This window comes from Isoptericola halotolerans (assembly GCF_003003075.1).
GTDB classification, from domain to species: domain Bacteria; phylum Actinomycetota; class Actinomycetes; order Actinomycetales; family Cellulomonadaceae; genus Isoptericola; species Isoptericola halotolerans_A.
Map to the genome: position 1 here is coordinate 130252 of NZ_PVTX01000007.1, position 19091 is coordinate 149342.

A 19091-nucleotide genomic window follows, 5' to 3' on the forward strand; every position below is an offset into this window, starting at 1 on the left:
TGATCTCCTCATTCTCCGAAGGGGCCGACCCGCACCATCGAGCGCGGACGCGACGCGAGGTCGGCGGCGAGCTCACGGACGTCGGTGGCGGTGACGGCACGAACACGTTCCAACGACTCGTCGACGGTCAGGAGCTCGCCGAGCACGAGCTCCGCGCGGCCCAGCCGGCTCATGCGCGAGCCGGAGTCCTCCAGCCCGAGGACCATGCCGCCCGAGAGCTGACCGACGGAACGCTCCAGCTCGGCGTCCGTGATGCCGTCGGCGGCGATCCGCTCCAGCTCGGCCACCATCAGCGCGGTGACCTGGTCCACCTTGGCCGGGGTGCACCCGGCGTAGAGCCCGAAGAGGCCCAGACCGCCGTGCCCCTGCCCGAAGGAGTACGTGGCGTACGCGAGGCCGCGCTTCTCCCGGATCTCCTGGAACAAGCGGGACGACATGCCGCCGCCGAGGACGGCGTGCAGCACGGTGGAGGCGAACCGCCGGTCGTCGGACGCGCTGAGCCCCGTCCCACCGATGATCACGTTCGCCTGCTCGACCTGCCGGCGGATCGTCAGCTCGACGCCCGCGGTGGGCACGCCGTCGGACTCGGGGGCCCCCGAGCGGCGCGCGCGGGGCAGCCCCGCGGGGTCCAGGTGCCAACCGCCCGCGACGAGCGCGTCGCCGACCTGCTGGACGACGGTGTCGTGGTCCACGCCGCCGGCCGCCGCGATCACGAGGGTCTCCGGGCGGTAGTGCCACCGGTAGTGCTCCAGCACGGCGTCACGAGGAACGGCGCGGATGGAGTCCGGCGTCCCGCCGATGGGACGTCCGAGCGGGTGCGACCCGAGGGCCGCGGCGGCGAACTCCTCGTGGACGACCTCGCCGGGGTCGTCGTCCGTCATCGCGATCTCCTCGAGGATGACGCCGCGCTCGGTCTCGAGCTCGTCGGCGTCCAGACGCGCCGAGGTGACCATGTCGGCGATCACCTCGATCGCCATCGGGACGTCCTCGTCGAGCACCCGCGCGTAGTAGCAGGTGTGCTCCTTGCCGGTGGCGGCGTTCGCCTCGCCGCCGACGGCGTCGAACGCCTCGGCGATGTCGAGCGCGGAGCGGCTGGGAGTCCCCTTGAAGAGCAGGTGCTCCAGGAAGTGCGTGGAGCCGTGGTGGCCGTCGGTCTCGTCCCGGGAGCCGACCCCCACCCAGGCGCCCACGGTGGCCGAGCGGAGACCGGGCATGTGCTCGGTGAGCACACGCACGCCGCCGGGCAGGACGCTGCGACGGATCGTCGCGCCGTCCTGCCCGGCGGTCAGCTCGGCACCCGGCTGGCCCGCTCCGACGAGCGGGAGGTGCTGGCTCATACGGTCGGTCAGGCCTCCGTGGTCTGCTCGGCGGACTCGGAGCCGGCCTCGGCCTTCTCCTCGTCCTCGGTGACCGCGACGAGCGAGAGCTTGCCCCGCGGGTCGATCTCACCGATCTCGACCTGGATCTTCTGGCCGATGGAGAGCACGTCGTCGACGTTCTCGACCCGCTTGCCACCCACGAGCTTGCGGAGCTGGCTGATGTGCAGCAGCCCGTCCTTGCCCGGGGAGAGGGAGATGAACGCGCCGAACGACGTCGTCTTGACGACGGTGCCGACGAAGCGCTCGCCGACCTCGGGCACGTGCGGGTTGGCGATCGCGTTGATCGCCGCCCGCGCGGCCTCGGCGGACGGGCCGTCGGTCGCGCCGATGTAGACCGTGCCGTCGTCCTCGATGGAGATGTCCGCGCCGGTCTCCTCCTGGATCTGGTTGATCATCTTGCCCTTGGGCCCGATGACCTCGCCGATCTTGTCCACGGGGACCTTGACCGCGATGACGCGCGGCGCGTTCGGGGACATCTCGTCGGGCACGTCGATCGCCTCGGCGAGCACGTCCAGGATCGTCAGGCGCGCGTCGCGGGCCTGACCGAGCGCGGCCGTCAGGACCGACGCCGGGATGCCGTCCAGCTTGGTGTCGAGCTGGATCGCCGTGATGAACTCACGGGTACCGGCAACCTTGAAGTCCATGTCGCCGAACGCGTCCTCGGCGCCCAGGATGTCCGTCATCGCGGCGTACCGGGTCTCCTCGTCCACCGTGTCGGACACGAGGCCCATCGCGATGCCCGCGACCGGGGCCTTGAGCGGCACACCGGCGTTGAGCAGCGACAGCGTCGAGGCGCAGACCGAGCCCATGGACGTCGAGCCGTTGGAGCCGAGGGCCTCGGACACCTGGCGGATCGCGTAGGGGAACTCCTCGCGGCTCGGCAGGACCGGCACCAGGGCGCGCTCGGCGAGCGCACCGTGGCCGATCTCGCGGCGCTTCGGGCTGCCGACGCGGCCCGTCTCACCGGTCGAGTACGGCGGGAAGTTGTAGTTGTGCATGTAGCGCTTGCGCGTGACCGGCCCGAGCGAGTCGATCTGCTGCTCCATGCGGAGCATGTTGAGCGTGGTGACACCCAGGATCTGGGTCTCGCCGCGCTCGAACAGCGCCGAGCCGTGCACGCGCGGCAGCACCTCGACCTCGGCCGAGAGGGTGCGGATGTCCGCGAGCCCACGGCCGTCGATGCGCACGCCCTCGGTGAGGACACGCTGGCGCACGAGCTGCTTCTGCAGCGAGCGGTAGGCGCCCGACAGCTCCTTCTCGCGGCCGTCGAAGCCCGCCTGCAGCTCGCCGAGCATCTGCGACTTGATCTCGTCGAGACGGCCCTCGCGCTCCTGCTTGTCGGCGATCGCCAGCGCGTCGCGCAGCGGGCCGGCCACGGCCGACTCGACCGCGGCGTACGCGTCGTCGGCGTAGTCCGGGAACAGCGGGAACTCCTGGACGTCCTTGGCGGCCTGCTGCGCCAGGGAGAGCTGGGCGTCGCAGAGGGCGGCGATGAACGGCTTGGAGGCCTCGATGCCCTCGGCCACCACCTGCTCCGTGGGCGCGGTCGCGCCCTCGGTGCGGATGAGGTTCCAGGCGTCGTCGGTGGCCTCGGCCTCGATCATCGCGATGGCGACGTCCTCGGTACCGTCGGCGGTGGTGACCTTGCGGCCGGCCACGACCATCTCGAAGACGGCGCGCTCCTTGTCGGAGTGCTTCGGGAAGGCGACCCACTGGTCGTCGACGAGCGCGATGCGCACGGCGCCGGCGGGGCCGGAGAACGGCAGGCCGGAGATCTGGGTCGACGCGGACGCGGCGTTCATGGCCAGGACGTCGTAGGCGTCGTCCGGGTGCTGGGCCATGACCGTGATGACGATCTGGACCTCGTTGCGCAGGCCCTTGACGAACAGCGGGCGCAGCGGGCGGTCCGTGAGGCGGCACGTGAGGATCGCCTCGGTGGACGGGCGGCCCTCGCGGCGGAAGAACGAGCCGGGGATGCGTCCGGCGGCGTACATCCGCTCCTCGACGTCCACCGTCAGCGGGAAGAAGTCGAAGTGGTCCTTGGGGTGCTTGCCGACGGCGGTGGTCGACAGCAGCATCGTGTCGCCGTCGAGGTAGGCCGCGACGGAGCCGGCGGCCTGACGGGCCAGTCGGCCCGTCTCGAAACGGATGGTGCGGGTGCCGAAGCGGCCGTTGTCGATGACAGCCTCGGCGGAAGTGATCTCGGGACCCTCCACGGGTGCCCTCCTGATTCTCGAAGGCGCCGCCATCCGAGCGACGGTCTTCGATCGAGGCCCACGGAACCACGCACCGGACGTGCCGGGCGGTTCGGGGGGCCACTACCGAGGACCGGACCTCGGCCCGGCGGCGCGGTGTGGGTGTCTTACCAGGACATCACACCAGACCAGCCCGGCCCCTGCGAGAGGGGCCGGGCCGGCGGGGTGACGTCAGCGGCGCAGGCCGAGGCGCTCGATGAGTGCGCGGTAGCGCACGATGTCGACCTTCTGCAGGTAACCCTGCAGGCGACGGCGCTGGCCGACGAGCAGCAGGAGGCCACGACGCGAGTGGTGGTCGTGCTTGTGCTCCTTGAGGTGCTCGTTCAGGTCGTTGATGCGCTGCGTGAGCAGCGCGATCTGCACCTCGGGCGAGCCGGTGTCGCCCTCGTGAGTCGCGTACTCGGTGATGATGGACTGCTTGGTGGCAGCGTCGAGCGGCATGGCTCTCCCTCTGGTGTCGTTGCGCGGTGCTCCGGGACTTCTTCACCGGGCGCTCTGGATCCGCGGCCGAACTACGGCACAGCCATGGTATCAGCGGTTCATGCGCCTCCGTCGTGACCCGCGGGACGGCCGTCGACCCGGCGGAACGTCCCGTCGGGGAGCGGGTGCACGCCGGCGAACCGGAGCAGGTCCGTCAGCGTGGTGATCATGCGCCCGTCCTCCAGCCGGACGCCGTCGGCGGGCGTCCACGGGTCGGGCGTGCGCAGGAACGACTCGTCGTCCTGTCGCAGCAGGTAGACGAACGTCTCCGCCAGGATCCGGCTGCCCACCTCGCCCAGGAAGTTGCCGTTGCCCTCGACCGCGGCCTCCTGGAGCACGTAGTACCACAGCGGGGTGCGACCGCGCCCGATCGCGTCGAGGGCCGCCCCCACCTCGGGCGCGGTGCCCGCCGTGAGCTGGTCCCGGGTCAGCGGGGCGACACCGAGCTCCGCGGCGACCTCCTCCCCCGTCGGCAGCGCCAGCATGTAGCCGCGCAGCAGGTTGCGCTGCGCGAGCTGCTTCAGCATGGCGCTGACCGCCTGCGTCATCGGCGACCCATCGGCTCCCAGCGGGACCTTCGCCGGGTCGAGGGGCGCGCCGTCGTCGTCGACCTCGCCGAAGCCCTCCTTGAGCATGGTCCGCAGACCGTCGGCCAGGAACGGGTCGATCTTGCGCGCCCGGCGAGCCGGGTCCGGCTCGCCCTTGTCGACGAACCGGGTCCAGTCGATCGGCCAGTTGGACGGCAGCGCGTCGAGCTGCTGCGCCGCGCTGGGCGACAGCCCGCCCCCGCCGGTGAACCGGAAGAGGTTCTCGAGGGAGGCGAACCCGACGGCGCCCCCGGGGCCGAAGTTGACGTTGAAGTCGTAGCCGTTGCGGACCATCGAGTGGCCGAACCGGAACGCGGCGACGGCGAACTCCAGCGGCATGGCGATGGTACGCAGCGGGCGGAAGAGCAGCGTGTGCTCGTGCAGCACCTGGTCGAGGACCCCGGGCCGGGTGAGCGTGCGCAGGTAGTCGTGCAGCACCAGCCACTGGTAGTGGTGGCGCACGAGGGCGCGGGCCTGCTCGAAGGTGGCCCGGTCGTCGGGGGCGAGCCACGGCTGGGTCAGCCGCACCCAGTCGACGACGGCGTTGTGGAACCGGATGAAGGCCACGTGGAGCTGCGCCACCACGAGGTTCTCGTCGTTGCGGCCGTCGGGGATCTTCGTGCTGCGCCGCAGACCGGGGTTACCGGCGTCCTGCGCCTCCTGCTCGGAGAACCGCGGGAGGTCCCGCTGCGGGTCGTCGCCGGGTTCGACGAGCTCGAACCCCGGTACCGCCGTGGTCGAGACGCGGCCGAGCGCCAGCTTCACGGGGTCGGCGGCCGAGTAGGCGACCTCGCTCCGGGTGGGCCCCTCGGCCTCGCCCGGCAGCCGTGGTCCGCTGCCGTACATGCTGTCCAGGTCCAGCCCGGGGTGACGACCGTTGTGCAGGCTGGCCACGACGTCGTCCGGCCGGACGACGGTGAAGGGGTCGTTGACGATGTCGCCGAGCGCGAGGTCGCCGTCCGCGCCAGCGGTGGTGTCCGGGCCGTTGGTGTTCAGCGTGATGTCGTGGTCGATGAACTGGCCCCAGTAGGTGTAGACCGCCGGGACGGTCGAGTCCTGGGCGGGGTCACGGGCGTCCGACTCGATCATGTGCTCGCCCAGCGACTTCAGCGCCGTGACCGTGGCGGCCACCGTCGCCGCGTCCTGCGACGGCAGGTGAGCCGCGGGGAACTCGGTGCGCAGCCGGGCGAACAGGTAGTCGAAGGACGTCGTCGCGTCGAAGCGGCCGTGCCGGTAGTCGAGCAGGACGGCCGCCGCGGTCCTCGGCAGGAACGGCGCGTCCGACGTGCGCGGGTCGGCGGCCTCGCTCGTCCCGGGCGTGTCGGGGACGACCCGGCCGCCGTGCCCGACGTTGCGCACCGTCCGTCCGTGCGGGGTCTGGTTGAGGTCGACGCGCGGGTCCGGCGACGACGGTTCGGTCTGCGGAGCGGTGATCTTCTGGTCGGCGGTCGCGCCGGCCTGCGGAGCCTCCATGGCCCTGCCTCTCGCACGAGGGTTGCGGCGATCGGCCGTGGGCCGTCGCACGGACGCGTGCCCCCTCAGAGGCGAGCACACGGATGCGGGGCCGGTCGCACCTCCGCCCGAGGCGGTGCGGCGTCGCGAGAGGGGCTGGGCGCCCCAGACCAGGATGCCCCCGGTCCTGCCGGGAGGGAAGGCCGCGGACGGCGTTCGTGACACCCCGGCGGTCTTTTCACCCGCTCGGGTCAGCCGAGGATCGCGCGGGCGCGCGCGACGTCGTCGTGCATCTGGCGCACGAGCGGCTCGATCCCGTCGAAGCGCAGGGTCGCACGCAGGTGCTCGACGAGCTCGAGGACGACCTCCTCGTCGTACAGGTCCAGGTCCGTGCGGTCGAGCACGTACGCCTCGACCCGACGTTCGACGCCGTCGAACGTCGGGTTGGTCCCGATCGAGATGGCCGCCGGCAGCCGGACGTCGGGATGCCCGGGATCGCTCTCGGCGAGCGCGGGGCGCCGCAACCATCCCGCGTACACCCCGTCGGCGGGCACCATGCCGGCGATCCCGCCCAGGTTCGCGGTCGGGAAGCCGAGCTCGCGTCCCCGGGCGTCGCCGTGGACGACGGTGCCTCGCACCCGGTGCGCACGGCCGAGCACGTCGGCGGCCTGGGCCACGTCCCCCTCGGCGAGCAGCGCCCGGGCCGCCGAGCTCGACCACCGCTGCCGGGCGCCGGCAGACTCCGCGAGGCACTCCCCCACGTCGTCGATCGCCACGACCTCGAACCCGTGCTCACCGCCGAGCTCGACCATCGTCGCCAGGGTGCCGGAGTTGTCCCGGCCGAACCGGACGTCGTGACCGACCACCACGCTGCGGGCACCGAGCCCTGCGGTGAGGTACCGCGTGACGAACGCCTCGGGGTCCTGCGCGGCGAAGGCGAGCGAGTAGGGGATGACCAGCACGGCGTCGAGCCCCGTGGCCGCCAGGAGGTCCAGCCGGTCGGCGAGCCCCGTGAGGAGCTCCGGAGCGGACTCCGGCCGGTGCACGACGGCGGGGTGCGGGTCGAACGTCACGGCGACGGCCGCGAGGCCGTCGGCCCGCGCGAGGTGCACCAGCCGGCCGAGGACCGCCTGGTGCCCGCGGTGGACACCGTCGAAGTTGCCGATCGTGACGGCGGACGGACCGAAGCCGTCGGGGACCTGGTCCAGGTCCGTGAACACTTGCACGCCGATCGTGCTCCTCGCTCGGGGTCTCGTGGGGCGCCGCCGGTGACACCGACGGACCAGGATAGTCACGTGCCGCGCGGCACGGGACCGGTCAGCCGGCCGGTGCGAGCACCAGGACCGGTCGCGCCAGACGCTCGCCGTGACGCGTGGTGTCCTCGAGCAGCGCCACGAGCCGTCCGTCGGGGCCGATGCCCGCCAGGGTGCCCTCCGCCCCCGACGGGGCGACCCACTGGCCGTAACCCAGTGCCGTCGACTCGTCAGCCGTCAGCTCACGGACCTCGAACGCGGCCCGGGCGGCGTCCGCCGGCGAGAGCGTGGACAGGACGCCGTCGGCGTCCGCCTGCGCCTCCATCTCGTCCAGGGTGCGCGCTCCGGCCAGCCCGTAGCCGCCCACCCGGGTGCGGCGCAGCGCCGTGAGATGACCCATCGTGCCGAGGGCGACGCCCAGGTCCCGCGCCAGCGCACGGACGTAGGTGCCGGAGGAGACCACGACGCTCGCGTCGAGGTCCGTCACCGGCACGCCGTCCGCCGTGCCGGACCGGACCGCGCGGACGTCGAAGGCGCTCACCGTCACCGGCCGGGCCGCCAGCTCGACGTCCTCGCCGGCCCGGACCCTGGCGTAGGCCCGGCGACCGTCGACCTTGATCGCGCTGACCGTGGTGGGCACCTGCTCGATGTCGCCGGTCAGCGACGCGACCGCCCGCTCCAGGACGCCCGGATCGACGCCGTCGGCGACGCCGGGCGTCCCGACGACCTCGCCCTCGGCGTCGTCCGTGGTGGTGCCCACGCCCAGCCGGATCGTGGCCTCGTAGGCCTTGTCCGCACCGACCACGTAGGTCAGGAGGCGGGTGGCGCGGCCGACGCCGACGACGAGCACCCCGGTGGCCATCGGGTCGAGGGTCCCGGCGTGGCCCACCTTGCGCGTGCCCGCCAGCCGACGGCACCGGGCGACGACGTCGTGGCTGGTCAGTCCGGCGGGCTTGTCGACGACGAGGAAGCCGTCCGCCGCCGTGGGACGGCGTGGCGGCCGCTGAGGGCGGTGCTCGGCCACGTCAGTCGTCGTCGGACGTGCGGTAGGGGTCGGCCTCCCCGGCCGGCTCCTTGCCCTCGCGCAGCGCCGCCAGCTCGGCGTCGCGCCGCCGCGCCTCGAGCAGTGCCGCGTCGAGGTGCGCAGCCGTCTCCGGCACGGAGTCCAGGTGGAACTCGATGCTCGGCGTCAGGCGCATCTGCGTCTGCTTGCCCACCTCCGAGCGGATCATGCCCTTGGCGCTCTCGAGCGCTGCCGCGGTGCCGGCCCGCTCCTCGTCGTCGCCGTAGACCGTGTAGAACACCGCGGCCTGCTGCAGGTCACCGGTGACACGGACGTCCGTGACCGTGACGAACCCGAGGCGCGGGTCCTTGATACGGGTGTCGAGCAGCTGCGCGACGATCTCCTTGATGCGGTCCGCCAGCTTGCGGGCCCGTGGGTTCTGGCTCATCCGTACTCCCTCTCGTGACGCCGACGGCGTCCCGCCGCACCGCTGTGACCAGCGGGAGCGGCGGGACGCCGTCGGTGGTGCGGACCTCAGTCGCGCGGGATCTCGCGCATCTCGAAGGTCTCGATGATGTCACCCTCGGTGACGTCGTTGAACGACCCGAGACCGATACCGCACTCGAAGCCCTCACGGACCTCGGTGACGTCATCCTTCTCGCGACGCAGCGACTCCACGTTGAGGTCGTCGCCGACGACCTTCCCGTCGCGCAGGACGCGCGCCTTCGTGTTCCGGCGGATCGTGCCGGAGCGGACGATCGAACCGGCGATGTTGCCGAACTTCGAGGACCGGAACACCTGGCGGATCTCGGCGCTGCCGAGCTTCGCCTCCTCGTACTCCGGCTTGAGCATGCCCTTGAGGGCCGCCTCGATCTCGTCGATCGCCTGGTAGATGACCGAGTAGAACTTGACGTCCACGCCCTCGCGCTCCGCCAGGTCCTCGACACGCTCGCCGTAGCGGACGTTGAAGCCGATGATCACGGCGTTGTCCACCGTGGCCAGGTTCACGTCGTTCTGCGTGATGTCGCCGACGCCGCGGTGGATGACGCGCAGGTCCACCTCGTCGCCCACGTCGATCTTGAGCAGCGCGTCCTCCAGCGCCTCGACGGCACCGGAGACGTCACCCTTGAGGACGAGGTTGAGGGTCTCGACCTTGCCCTGCTCGAGCGCCTTGGTGAAGTCCTCGAGGCTGATGCGCTTGCGGCGCTTCGCCAGGAGGGCGGCACGCTCGGCAGCCTCACGCTTCTCGGCGATCTGACGCGCCGTGCGCTCGTCCGGCGCCACCAGGAAGGTGTCGCCGGCACCCGGCACGGACGCCAGACCCAGCACGAGGACCGGGCGTGCCGGTCCTGCCTGCCGCACGGACTCGCCGTGCTCGTCGAACATCGCCCGCACGCGGCCGTGGGCCGTGCCCGCGACGATGGCGTCGCCGACGTTCAGCGTGCCGGACTGGACGAGGACCGTCGCGACGGAACCGCGACCCTTGTCCAGGTGGGCCTCGATCGCCACACCGCGGGCGTCCTTCTCCGCGTTGGCGCGGAGGTCGAGCGCCGCGTCCGCCGTGAGCAGCACGGCCTCGAGCAGGTTGTCGATGCCCTGGCGCTGCAGAGCGGAGACGTCGACGAACATCGTGTCGCCGCCGTACTCCTCCGCGACCAGGTTGTACTCGGTGAGCTGCTGCCGGATCTTGTCCGGGTTCGCGCCCTCCTTGTCGACCTTGTTCACCGCGACCACGATCGGCACGTCGGCCGCCTGGGCGTGGTTCAGCGCCTCGATCGTCTGCGGCATCACGCCGTCGTCCGCGGCCACCACGAGGATCGCGATGTCCGTGACCTTGGCACCACGGGCACGCATGGCGGTGAACGCCTCGTGACCCGGGGTGTCGATGAACGTGACGGCACGGTCGGCACCCTCGTGCTCGGTGTGCACCTGGTACGCACCGATGTGCTGGGTGATCCCACCGGCCTCGCCCGCGACGACGTCCGTCGAGCGGATGGCGTCGAGCAGCTTCGTCTTACCGTGGTCGACGTGACCCATGACGGTCACGACCGGCGGACGAGGCATGAGGTCCTCGTCGCCCTCGCCGGCCTCCTCGGCCTCGAGGTCGATGTCGAAGGACCCGAGCAGCTCGCGGTCCTCCTCCTCGGCCGAGACCATCTCGATCCGGTAGCCGAGCTCGACCCCCAGGGTCGCGAAGGTGTCCTCGTCGAGGGACTGCGTGGCCGTGGCCATCTCGCCGAGGTGCATCAGCACCGTGACGAGCGAGGCCGGGTTCGCGTCGATCTTGTCCGCGAAGTCGTTGAGCGAGGCACCGTGACGCAGCCGCACCGTGGTGCTGCCGTTGCCGCGGGGCACGCTGACGCCGCCGAGCGACGGCGCCTGCATCTGCTCGAACTCCTGGCGCTTCGCCCGCTTCGACTTGCGCCCCCGGACGGGACGACCGCCGGCGCGACCGAACGCACCCTGCGTGCTGCCACGACCGGCACCGCCACGACCGCGGAACCCGCCGCCACCGCCGCCGGGGCGGAAGCCTCCGCGCCCGCCGCCGGGTGCACCGCCGGGACCGGCCGGTGCGCCGCCCTGGCCACCACGACCGCGACCGCCGCCGCCTCCGCGGCCACCGGCCGCCGGGCGCTCGCCCGGACGCGGCATGCTGGTCTTGCCGGGCATCATGCCGGGGTTGGGACGCGGACCGCCCGGACGAGGTGCCGCGGGGCGGGGACCGCCGGGGCGCGGACCGCCCGGACGCTCGCCCTGTGCCGGTGCGGCCTCACCGCGCTGCGGACGCTGCATGCCCTGCTGCGACGCGTACGGGTTGTTTCCCGGACGCGGCGAGCCGGAGCGCTGCATGCCCTGCTTGGAGGCATAGGGGTTGTTGCCGGGGCGCGGCTGACCGCCACGGCCGCCGGATCGCTGCTGACCCCCGGGCTTGGAGGCCGGCTTGGGCGCGGCACCAGGCTTGGGCGCGGCACCGGGCTTCGGTGCGGCACCCGGCTTCGGGGCCGTGCCGGGCTTCGGCGCAGCCTCTGCCGCGGGAGCCGCCTCCGGCTCGGGGGCGGTCTCGGCGGCCGCCTCCGGCTTCGGTGCGGCCTCCGGCTTCGGCGCTGCCTCCGGCTTCGGGGCCGGCTCGGCCGCGGGGGCGGCGGGCTCGGCCGGGGCCGGCTTGGCAGGCGCGTTCCGCGCGCCGGGCTTCGGCGCTCCGGGCTTCTTCGGGGCGGGCTGAGCGCTCTTCGCGCCCTGGTCGCCGCCGGCGCCCTGGAACTTGCTGCGCATGGTGCGCTCGACCGGCGCCTCGAGCGTCGAGGAGGCCGAACGAACGAACTCACCTGACGCCTTCAGCTCGGCCATCAGGGTCTTGCTTTCCACTCCGAGCTGCTTCGCCAGCTCGTGGACGCGGATCTTCGCCACATCTCTCCTGTCTCGGCCCCACCGAGAACAGGCAGGACCGTCGTTAGTACCGAGTACTCATCGCTGGGGACTCATCGGGTGCCCATCGGCTTCTGACCCGCTTCCTTGTCGATGTACGCGTGGTGCGGCCGGACGGTGGCGTCCGGTCGTGTCGTGCGCGGCACCTCGGTGCCGCGCAGGGGTGTCAACGGTCCTGCTGCTCCAGATGTGCCCGGACGGCCGAGAGGTCGAGCGGAGCGGCAGCGCGCAGAGCACGCGGCACGGCCCGCCGTCGCACGGCGCCTTCCAGGCAGGCGAGGTCCGGATGGATCCAGGCTCCCCGCCCCGGCAGGCTCCCACGCACGTCGACGACGACCCGAACATCCGTCCGAGATGCGTCGTCGGACGCCGCGATCACCAGCCGCAGGAGGTCCGACCGCAGGTCACGAGCCCGGCACCCGACACACGTACGCACCGGTCCCGCCGTCGGGGGCGAGGGGTGGTGCGGGCGTGCGGAGGCCAGGGCACGCGGCCCGGTCCCTGTCAGTCTAACGCGACTGGTCATGGCTCTCGACCAGCTCAGGCGTCCTCGCCCGGGGACACGGCCACCGCGGCCTCCGGAGATCCCTCGTCCGAGCGGATGTCGATGCGCCATCCGGTCAGCTTGGCGGCAAGCCTGGCGTTCTGCCCTTCCTTGCCGATCGCCAGCGAGAGCTGGTAGTCCGGCACGACCGCGCGGGCGGCCCGGGCGTCGGGATCCACGACGGTGACAGAGCTCACACGCGCGGGCGACAGGGCGTTGGCCACGAACCGGGCCGGGTCGTCGCTGTGGTCGACGAGGTCGATCTTCTCGCCGTGCAGCTCGGCCATCACCGCTCGGACGCGCGAGCCCATCGGACCGATGCAGGCGCCCTTGGCGTTGAGGCCGGACACCTTGGAGCGGACGGCGACCTTGGTCCGGTGCCCGGCCTCGCGGGCCACCGCGGTGATCTCCACCGAGCCGTCGGCGACCTCCGGCACCTCCAGCTCGAAGAGCTTGCGGACGAGCCCCGGGTGGGTGCGGCTGAGCGTGACCTGCGCGCCCTTCATGCCCCGGGAGACCTCGACCACGTAGCCGCGCAGGCGCTCGCCGTGCGTGTACTCCTCGCCCGGGACCTGCTCGTGGGGCGGCAGCACCGCCTCGGTCCCGCCGACGTCCACGAGGACGACGCGGGGGTCGCGCCCCTGCTGGATCACCCCGGCGATGACCTCGCCCTCCTTGCCGCGGAACATGCCCAGGACCTGGTCGTCCTCGGCGTCCCGCAGCCGCTGCACGATCACCTGGCGCGCCGTCGCCGTGGCGATGCGCCCGAAGTTCGCGGGCGTGTGGTCGAACTCCGGACCCAGCTCCACCAGGTCGCGCCCCTCGGGGTCCTCCGGGTCCGGGGTGCGGATCGCCTCCTGGGCGTAGACGGTCACGTGACCCGACCGCCGGTCGAGCTCGACCCGGGCGTGCTGGTAGGCGTCCGGCGTGCGGTGGTACGCCGAGAGGAGCGCCTGCTCGATGGCCTCGACCAGGACGTCCAGGCTGATCTCCCTCTCGCGCTCCAACAGCCTCAGCGTGCTCATGTCGATGTCCATCGTCAGCCTTCCTCACCGTCGCGGGCAGTGCCCGCGTCCTCGTCCTCGAGCCGTTTCAGCTCGACCTCGACCTTGCCCTTGCGCACGTCCGACAACGGGACCCGTGCGCCGTCGTCGAGCACCAGCACCGGACCGTCGGCACCCTCGACGACGTCGCGCAGCCGACCTGTCGTCGTGCCGCCGTCGACCAGCGTGAGCCGCACCGAGCGCGTCCGGGCGCGGCGGAAGTGCCGCGGCTCCGTCAGCGGGCGCGACGCCCCCGGCGTCGAGACCTCGAGCGTGTACTGGCCACGCACCACGTCCGCCGCGTCCAGGGCCGCCGAGATCTCTCGCGACGCGTCGCCGAGGCGGTCCGAGTCGAGGCTGCCGACCTCGTCGTCCGGCAGGTCGAGCGTGATCCGCACCGTCGACCGGCTCCCCGCCCGTGCGACCCGCGCGTCCTCCAGGTGCAGCCCGGCCGCCTCGACGACGGGCGAGACCACCGCACCGATGCGCTCGTCCGGGGTATGGCTCCGCTCTGCTGCCATGGATGCCTCCCGTGGGTTCTCCCGCGCCGGGACGTCCCGCGGCCGGTGTGTCGTTGTACGTCGTGCGTCGTCCAGCCTAACGAACGCGGTGCCGCTCGCGTGCCGAACGACCCGCGCGCACGGGTGGAGGAACGTCACACCCCGACGTGGCAAGATCAGGCACGATGGAACCGCATCCCGCACCTGCTCCGGTACGCCGACGCCGCCACCGGGCCGCCGTCGCCGGTGTGCTCGTCGCCGTGCTCCTGTCGGGCTGCGGGCTGCGGCTCGAGACGCCGCCCCCCGCCGAGCCCGTGCCGGACTCCGTGGAGATCGTGCGCCGCACCGCCGTGTCGGACGCCCTCTACGTCGCCGAGCAGGCCGAGTCGGCCGTGGAGGCGCTCGACGGGGACCGCGCCCGGCTGACCACCGAGCTGGAGCGCGTCGCCACGCAGTCGCGCGAGCAGGCCGCGGAGCTCGGTGGCGTGTACGACTCCGGGCTGGAGCCCGAGAGCACCGACGGCACGCCGGAGGCGTCGCCCAGCGAGGCGCCCGTCGTACCGCAGGACGTCGTCGACGCCCTGGTCGACGCCTCGGGCCGCAGCCGCACCGCGGCCGGGACGACGACGGACGGTCCCCTCGCCCGGCTGCTGGCCTCGGTCGGCGCGGCGCAGGCCGTCTCCGCCGGCCGGGTGGTCGCCTACACCGACGGGACCCTGCCCGCTCCGGTCGCGCCGGTGGTGCCCGAGCCTGCCGTCGCGGACGACGCCGCCGCGAGCGATGAGCCCGACGACGAGGGGACGGACGAGGGTACGGACGACGACGCCTCGGACGGCGGCGCCGCGTCCGCGCTCTCCCTCCTCGCGGCGCCGAGCGAGGAGGAGCCGACACCCACCCCCTCCGTCGAGGAGGGCGTGTCGAGCACGGTGCCCGACTCCGACGAGCCCGCCGTCGTGCCCCGCGGGCTCACGGCGGGCGACCTGCGGACGCTCATCGAGTCGGAGGACGCGGCGGGCTACGCGCTGCGGTTGCGCGCCGCGCGGACCTCCGGCGAGACCCGCGACCGCCTGACCGAGCGCGCCGACGTCCACACGAGCCGCGGCCAGGCCTGGGCGCTGGTCGCGGGGACGAGCCGCACCGAGCAGGACCCGCGTCAGGTGGCGTACACGGTGCCGCGGGGTGGTCGGCCCGCCGCCCTGGTGCGGACGGTGGAGTCCGGCCTGGCCACGAACTACGCCAGTCTCGTCGCCACGACGGCGCCCGAGACCCGGGCCGTCCTGGTGGACCTCCTCGTGGAGTCGGCCGTCACGCTGGACGCCTGGGGCGCGGAGCCGGTCGCGTTCCCGGGCCTGCCGGAGCAGCAGGACGACTGACCGACGCCGTCCCGCTGCCGGGGCGGGTCAGCCCAGCAGGTCGGCGACCCGCGCGGCGACGACGTCGACGGCCTCGGCGACCGCCACCTGCTCGGGCTCGCCCGACCGGGGGCGGACCTCCACGACACCGTCGGCCAGGCCACGGCCGACCACGACGAGCAACGGCACGCCGAACAGCTCGGCGTCCTTGAACTTGACACCAGGTGACACCTTCGGGCGGTCGTCGTAGACCACCTCGACGCCCCGGTCCGCCAGGGCCTCGGCGATCTCGGCAGCCTGGTCGAACACCTCGGTCCCCTTGCCCGTCGCGACCACGTGCACGTGGGCCGGCGCGACGTGGGCGGGCCAGGCGAGACCCTTGTCGTCGTGGTGCGCCTCGGCGAGCGCGGCGAGCACCCGCGTCACACCGATCCCGTACGACCCCATGGTCACCGTGGCCTGCTTGCCCTGCGGGTCCAGCACGTTCAGCCCGAGGGACTCCGCGTACTTGCGGCCGAGCTGGAAGATGTGGCCGATCTCGATGCCGCGCGCCAGCTCGAGCGGTCCCGAGCCGTCCGGCGCGGGGTCGCCGGCACGCACCTCCGCGGCCTCGATCGTCCCGTCCGCGGTGAAGTCGCGCTCCGCGACGAGGTCGAACACGTGCCGGCCCGGCGCGTCGGCGCCCGTGATCCACCGGGTACCGGCGACCACGCGCGGGTCCAGCAGGTACCGGATCGCGGACCGCGTCGCGTCGGCGTCGTCCGAGGTCGCGTCGAGCACCTGCTTGCCCTGCGGACCGAGCACGCCCGGTCCGATGTACCCCTTGACGAGCTCGGGGTGGGCGGCGAAGTCGGCGTCGGTGGCGGGCTCGGCCTCGGCCGGGACCAGCGCGGCCTCGAGCCGCTTGACGTCGACCTCCCGGTCGCCGGGCACGCCGACCACCAGCAGGTCGCGCGACCCGTCGGGCCGCGTCACGGCGAGCACCACGTTCTTCAGGGTGTCGGCGGCGGTCCACGGCCGGTCCGCGCGCGGGTGGTGGGCGTTCGCGAAGTCGACGAGCGTCGCGATCGTCGGGGTGTCCGGGGTGTCCTCGACGTGCGCCGCGGGAGCGTCGTCGTAGGGCACCGCGGCGGGGACGGGCGTCGCGACAGCCTCGACGTTCGCCGCGTAGCCCGCCGCCGAGCGCACGAAGGTGTCCTCGCCGATCGGCGAGGGCGAGAGGAACTCCTCCGACCGGGAGCCGCCCATGGCGCCGGACGTCGCCGAGACGATGACGTACTCGAGCCCGAGCCGCTCGAAGATCCGCTGGTACGCGCCGCGCTGACGCTCGTACGACTGCGCCAGGCCCTCGTCGTCGAGGTCGAACGAGTAGGCGTCCTTCATGATGAACTCGCGACCGCGGATCAGCCCGGCGCGCGGGCGGGCCTCGTCGCGGTACTTGGTCTGGACCTGGTAGAGCGCCAGCGGCAGGTCCTTGTACGACGAGTACAGGTCCTTCACCAGGAGCGTGAACATCTCCTCGTGCGTGGGGGCCAGCAGGTAGTCCGCCTGCTTGCGGTCCTGCAGTCGGAACAGGTTGGGACCGTACTCGGTCCAGCGGCCGGTCGCCTCGTACGGCTCGCGCGGCAGGAGGGCCGGGAAGTGGACCTCCTGCGCCCCGATCGCGTCCATCTCCTCGCGCACCACGGCCTCGATCTTCGCCAGGACGCGGAGCCCCAGCGGCAGCCAGGAGTAGATCCCGGGGGCGGCACGGCGGATGTAGCCCGCCCGCACGAGCAGCCGGTGGCTGGCGACCTCGGCGTCGGCCGGGTCCTCGCGCAGGGTGCGGACGAACAGGGAGGAGAGCCTCAGCAGGTCGCGGGGGCGGGCGGCGCTGCGGGCGGGCACGATCGACATGCGGGCAAGCCTAGCGGCGCGCACGGGATGCTTCGGCGACACTGGGAGCATGCCCGAGCTGCCCGAGGTCGAGGCGCTGGCCCGGTTCCTCGACGAACGGACGTCCGGCCGCACCCTGGTGGCGGCCGACGTCGCGGCGATCGCCGCGCTCAAGACCCACCACCCGCCGGTCACCGACCTCGTCGGCGGGACCGTGAGCGGCGTCGCCCGGCACGGCAAGTGGCTGGACCTCGCCGTCGTGCCCGGTGCCGGCGCGCCGACGGACCGCGGGGCCCTGCACCTCGTCCTCCACCTCGCGCGCGGCGGGTGGGTGCGCTGGCACGAGTCCGCACCCACCACGCCCGTGCGGCCACGGCTGGGAGGCTCGTCCCGGGGTGCCGCGCTGGCCCTGCGCCTGCGGTTCGACGACGGCACCGGCGTGGACCTCACCGAGGCCGGGACCCGCAAGCGGCTCGCCGTCCACGTGGTCCACGACCCCCAGGACGTCGACCAGGTGCGCACGCTCGGGGTGGAGCCGCTGTCGGCGGAGTTCACGCCGGAGGTCCTCGGGAGGCTCCTGGGCGCACGCAACCAGCAGGTCAAGGGCCTGCTGCGCGACCAGCACGCGATCGCCGGCATCGGCAACGCCTACTCGGACGAGATCCTGCACGTGGCCCGCGTGTCGCCCTTCCGGCTGACGCGGACGTTCACCGACGACGACGTCGCCGCGCTGCACGACGCGACCGTGACGACGCTGCGCGCCGCGGTGGCGACGTCGGCGGGCCGGCCGGCGGCGCAGCTCAAGGACGCCAAGCGGTCGCAGATGCGGGTGCACGGCAGGACCGGCGAGGCGTGCCCGGTGTGCGGGGACGCCGTGCGCGAGGTCAGCTTCGCGGACAGCTCGCTGCAGTATTGCGCGACCTGCCAGACCGGTGGCCAGGTGCTCGCCGACCGTCGCACCTCGAAGTTCCTGCGCTGACCGCAGGCGCACCGGCACGAGGCCGGGAGCTCAGAACAGGACCGTGGAGAACGTGCCCACCTGCTCGAAACCCACCCGGCGATAGGCCGCGAGCGCCGGAGCGTTGTACGCGTTGACGTACAGCGACACGGTGGGTGCGACGTCGCGCCGTGCCAGGGCGACGACGGCGGCCATGCCCGGGATCGAGAGGCCCTCTCCCCGCCGGGCCGGGTCGACCCAGACGCCCTGCACCTGCGCGACTCCCCCGGCGACCGCCCCGAGCTCGGCCTTGAAGACGACGGTGGCCCCGCCGCCCGGGTCCTCGGCGACGCGCACGTAGGAGCGACCCTCGGCGATGAGCGAGCGCACGCGGGCGGCGTACGCCCCGCCGCCTGCGGCGACCGGCGAGTAGCCGACCTCCTCGGTGAACATCCGCACGCAGGCGGGCAGGACGAGGTCCAGCTCCGTCGCGCGGGACCGCCGGACCCCCGGGTCCGGCGCGACGTCGGGGTCGCGGTCGATCACCAGGGACGGCTGGTCGGTCCGCACCTCGCGCGGCGGGGGCCACACGCGCGAGAGGAGCCCCCAGAGACGCTGCACCACCGCCCGGTCCCCCACGATGGAGCTGGAGCGCCGGCCCTGGGCGCGCGCGGCGGCGGCGAAGGCGGTGACGGCCTCGTCGACGGTGCGCGGCCCCAGCGCGGCGGGGACGACCGGCACGAGGTTCGCACCCGCCCAGCACACCGCCTCCAGCGGGCCCGACGCGGGGAAGCCCCACAGCTCGCCGCCCGCCGCGGCGAGGCCGGAGCGGTCGGCGACGTCGATCCGGGCGGCGGCGAGGACGGAGGCGACAGGGTCCGCGGCGCAGACGCGACGTGCCGCGGCGAGGTCCGCCGGTCCGAGGACCCGCGCGGCCGGCCCGCGCCGGGCGTCGGACAGCGCGGCGCGCGGGTCACGCAACGCCGGCCGCCAACCCATCGCTCT

General features: G+C 73.3%; 15 protein-coding genes. 2 read left to right on the forward strand and 13 right to left on the reverse strand.

Features of this window, described 5'->3' with window-relative positions; all coding sequences use genetic code 11:
- Positions 1 to 8: 8 nt before the first annotated feature.
- From BCL65_RS11330 to rimP, 11 genes are all read right to left on the reverse strand, one after another.
- Complete coding sequence (locus tag BCL65_RS11330) at positions 9 to 1337, reverse strand: M16 family metallopeptidase (protein ID WP_106268076.1); 1329 nt, start codon at positions 1335 to 1337, stop codon at positions 9 to 11.
- Between the two features lie 8 nt (positions 1338 to 1345).
- Entirely contained in the window at positions 1346 to 3595 is a 2250-nt protein-coding gene (locus BCL65_RS11335) for a polyribonucleotide nucleotidyltransferase (RefSeq protein ID WP_106268078.1), read from the reverse strand.
- Positions 3596 to 3805: 210 nt separating this feature from the next.
- A complete protein-coding gene (rpsO, locus tag BCL65_RS11340) occupies positions 3806 to 4075 on the reverse strand; it encodes a 30S ribosomal protein S15 (RefSeq protein WP_106268080.1) in 270 nt (89 codons plus the stop codon).
- A 98-nt stretch (positions 4076 to 4173) separates the two neighbouring features.
- On the reverse strand, positions 4174 to 6174 hold the full coding sequence (locus tag BCL65_RS11345) for a peroxidase family protein (RefSeq protein WP_106268082.1): 2001 nt from the start codon (positions 6172 to 6174) through the stop codon (positions 4174 to 4176).
- A gap of 230 nt (positions 6175 to 6404) precedes the next feature.
- Entirely contained in the window at positions 6405 to 7379 is a 975-nt protein-coding gene (locus BCL65_RS11350; RefSeq protein WP_106268083.1) for a bifunctional riboflavin kinase/FAD synthetase, read from the reverse strand.
- 91 nt (positions 7380 to 7470) lie between these two features.
- Positions 7471 to 8430: a tRNA pseudouridine(55) synthase TruB gene (gene truB / locus BCL65_RS11355; protein ID WP_106268085.1), complete on the reverse strand. Its 960-nt coding sequence runs from the start codon at positions 8428 to 8430 to the stop codon at positions 7471 to 7473.
- A 1-nt stretch (position 8431) separates the two neighbouring features.
- Positions 8432 to 8857, reverse strand: a complete 426-nt coding sequence (gene rbfA, locus BCL65_RS11360) for a 30S ribosome-binding factor RbfA (RefSeq protein WP_106268087.1) — start codon at positions 8855 to 8857, stop codon at positions 8432 to 8434.
- 86 nt (positions 8858 to 8943) lie between these two features.
- Positions 8944 to 11817: a translation initiation factor IF-2 gene (gene infB, locus BCL65_RS11365; protein WP_106268089.1), complete on the reverse strand. Its 2874-nt coding sequence runs from the start codon at positions 11815 to 11817 to the stop codon at positions 8944 to 8946.
- 184 nt (positions 11818 to 12001) lie between these two features.
- Positions 12002 to 12451: a YlxR family protein gene (locus BCL65_RS11370; RefSeq protein WP_308701014.1), complete on the reverse strand. Its 450-nt coding sequence runs from the start codon at positions 12449 to 12451 to the stop codon at positions 12002 to 12004.
- Entirely contained in the window at positions 12376 to 13416 is a 1041-nt protein-coding gene (gene nusA / locus BCL65_RS11375) for a transcription termination factor NusA (protein ID WP_106268093.1), read from the reverse strand. Before nusA ends, BCL65_RS11370 begins: the two co-directional genes overlap by 76 nt.
- Positions 13417 to 13418: 2 nt before the next feature.
- Positions 13419 to 13943, reverse strand: coding sequence for a ribosome maturation factor RimP (gene rimP / locus BCL65_RS11380; protein WP_106268095.1), 525 nt, complete (start codon positions 13941 to 13943; stop codon positions 13419 to 13421).
- Between the two features lie 164 nt (positions 13944 to 14107).
- On the opposite strand from rimP, the gene BCL65_RS11385 reads away from it, so the two are divergent.
- Entirely contained in the window at positions 14108 to 15295 is a 1188-nt protein-coding gene (locus tag BCL65_RS11385) for a DUF4439 domain-containing protein (RefSeq protein WP_125206534.1), read from the forward strand.
- A gap of 27 nt (positions 15296 to 15322) precedes the next feature.
- Here BCL65_RS11385 and BCL65_RS11390 read toward each other — a convergent pair whose 3' ends face one another.
- Positions 15323 to 17170 (reverse strand): proline--tRNA ligase, encoded by a 1848-nt coding sequence (locus BCL65_RS11390; protein WP_106268099.1) that lies wholly within the window; start codon positions 17168 to 17170, stop codon positions 15323 to 15325.
- A gap of 49 nt (positions 17171 to 17219) precedes the next feature.
- On the opposite strand from BCL65_RS11390, the gene BCL65_RS11395 reads away from it, so the two are divergent.
- Positions 17220 to 18128: a DNA-formamidopyrimidine glycosylase family protein gene (locus tag BCL65_RS11395; RefSeq protein ID WP_106268101.1), complete on the forward strand. Its 909-nt coding sequence runs from the start codon at positions 17220 to 17222 to the stop codon at positions 18126 to 18128.
- Between the two features lie 30 nt (positions 18129 to 18158).
- Here BCL65_RS11395 and BCL65_RS11400 read toward each other — a convergent pair whose 3' ends face one another.
- A complete protein-coding gene (locus tag BCL65_RS11400; RefSeq protein WP_106268103.1) occupies positions 18159 to 19085 on the reverse strand; it encodes a GNAT family N-acetyltransferase in 927 nt (308 codons plus the stop codon).
- Positions 19086 to 19091: the final 6 nt, after the last annotated feature.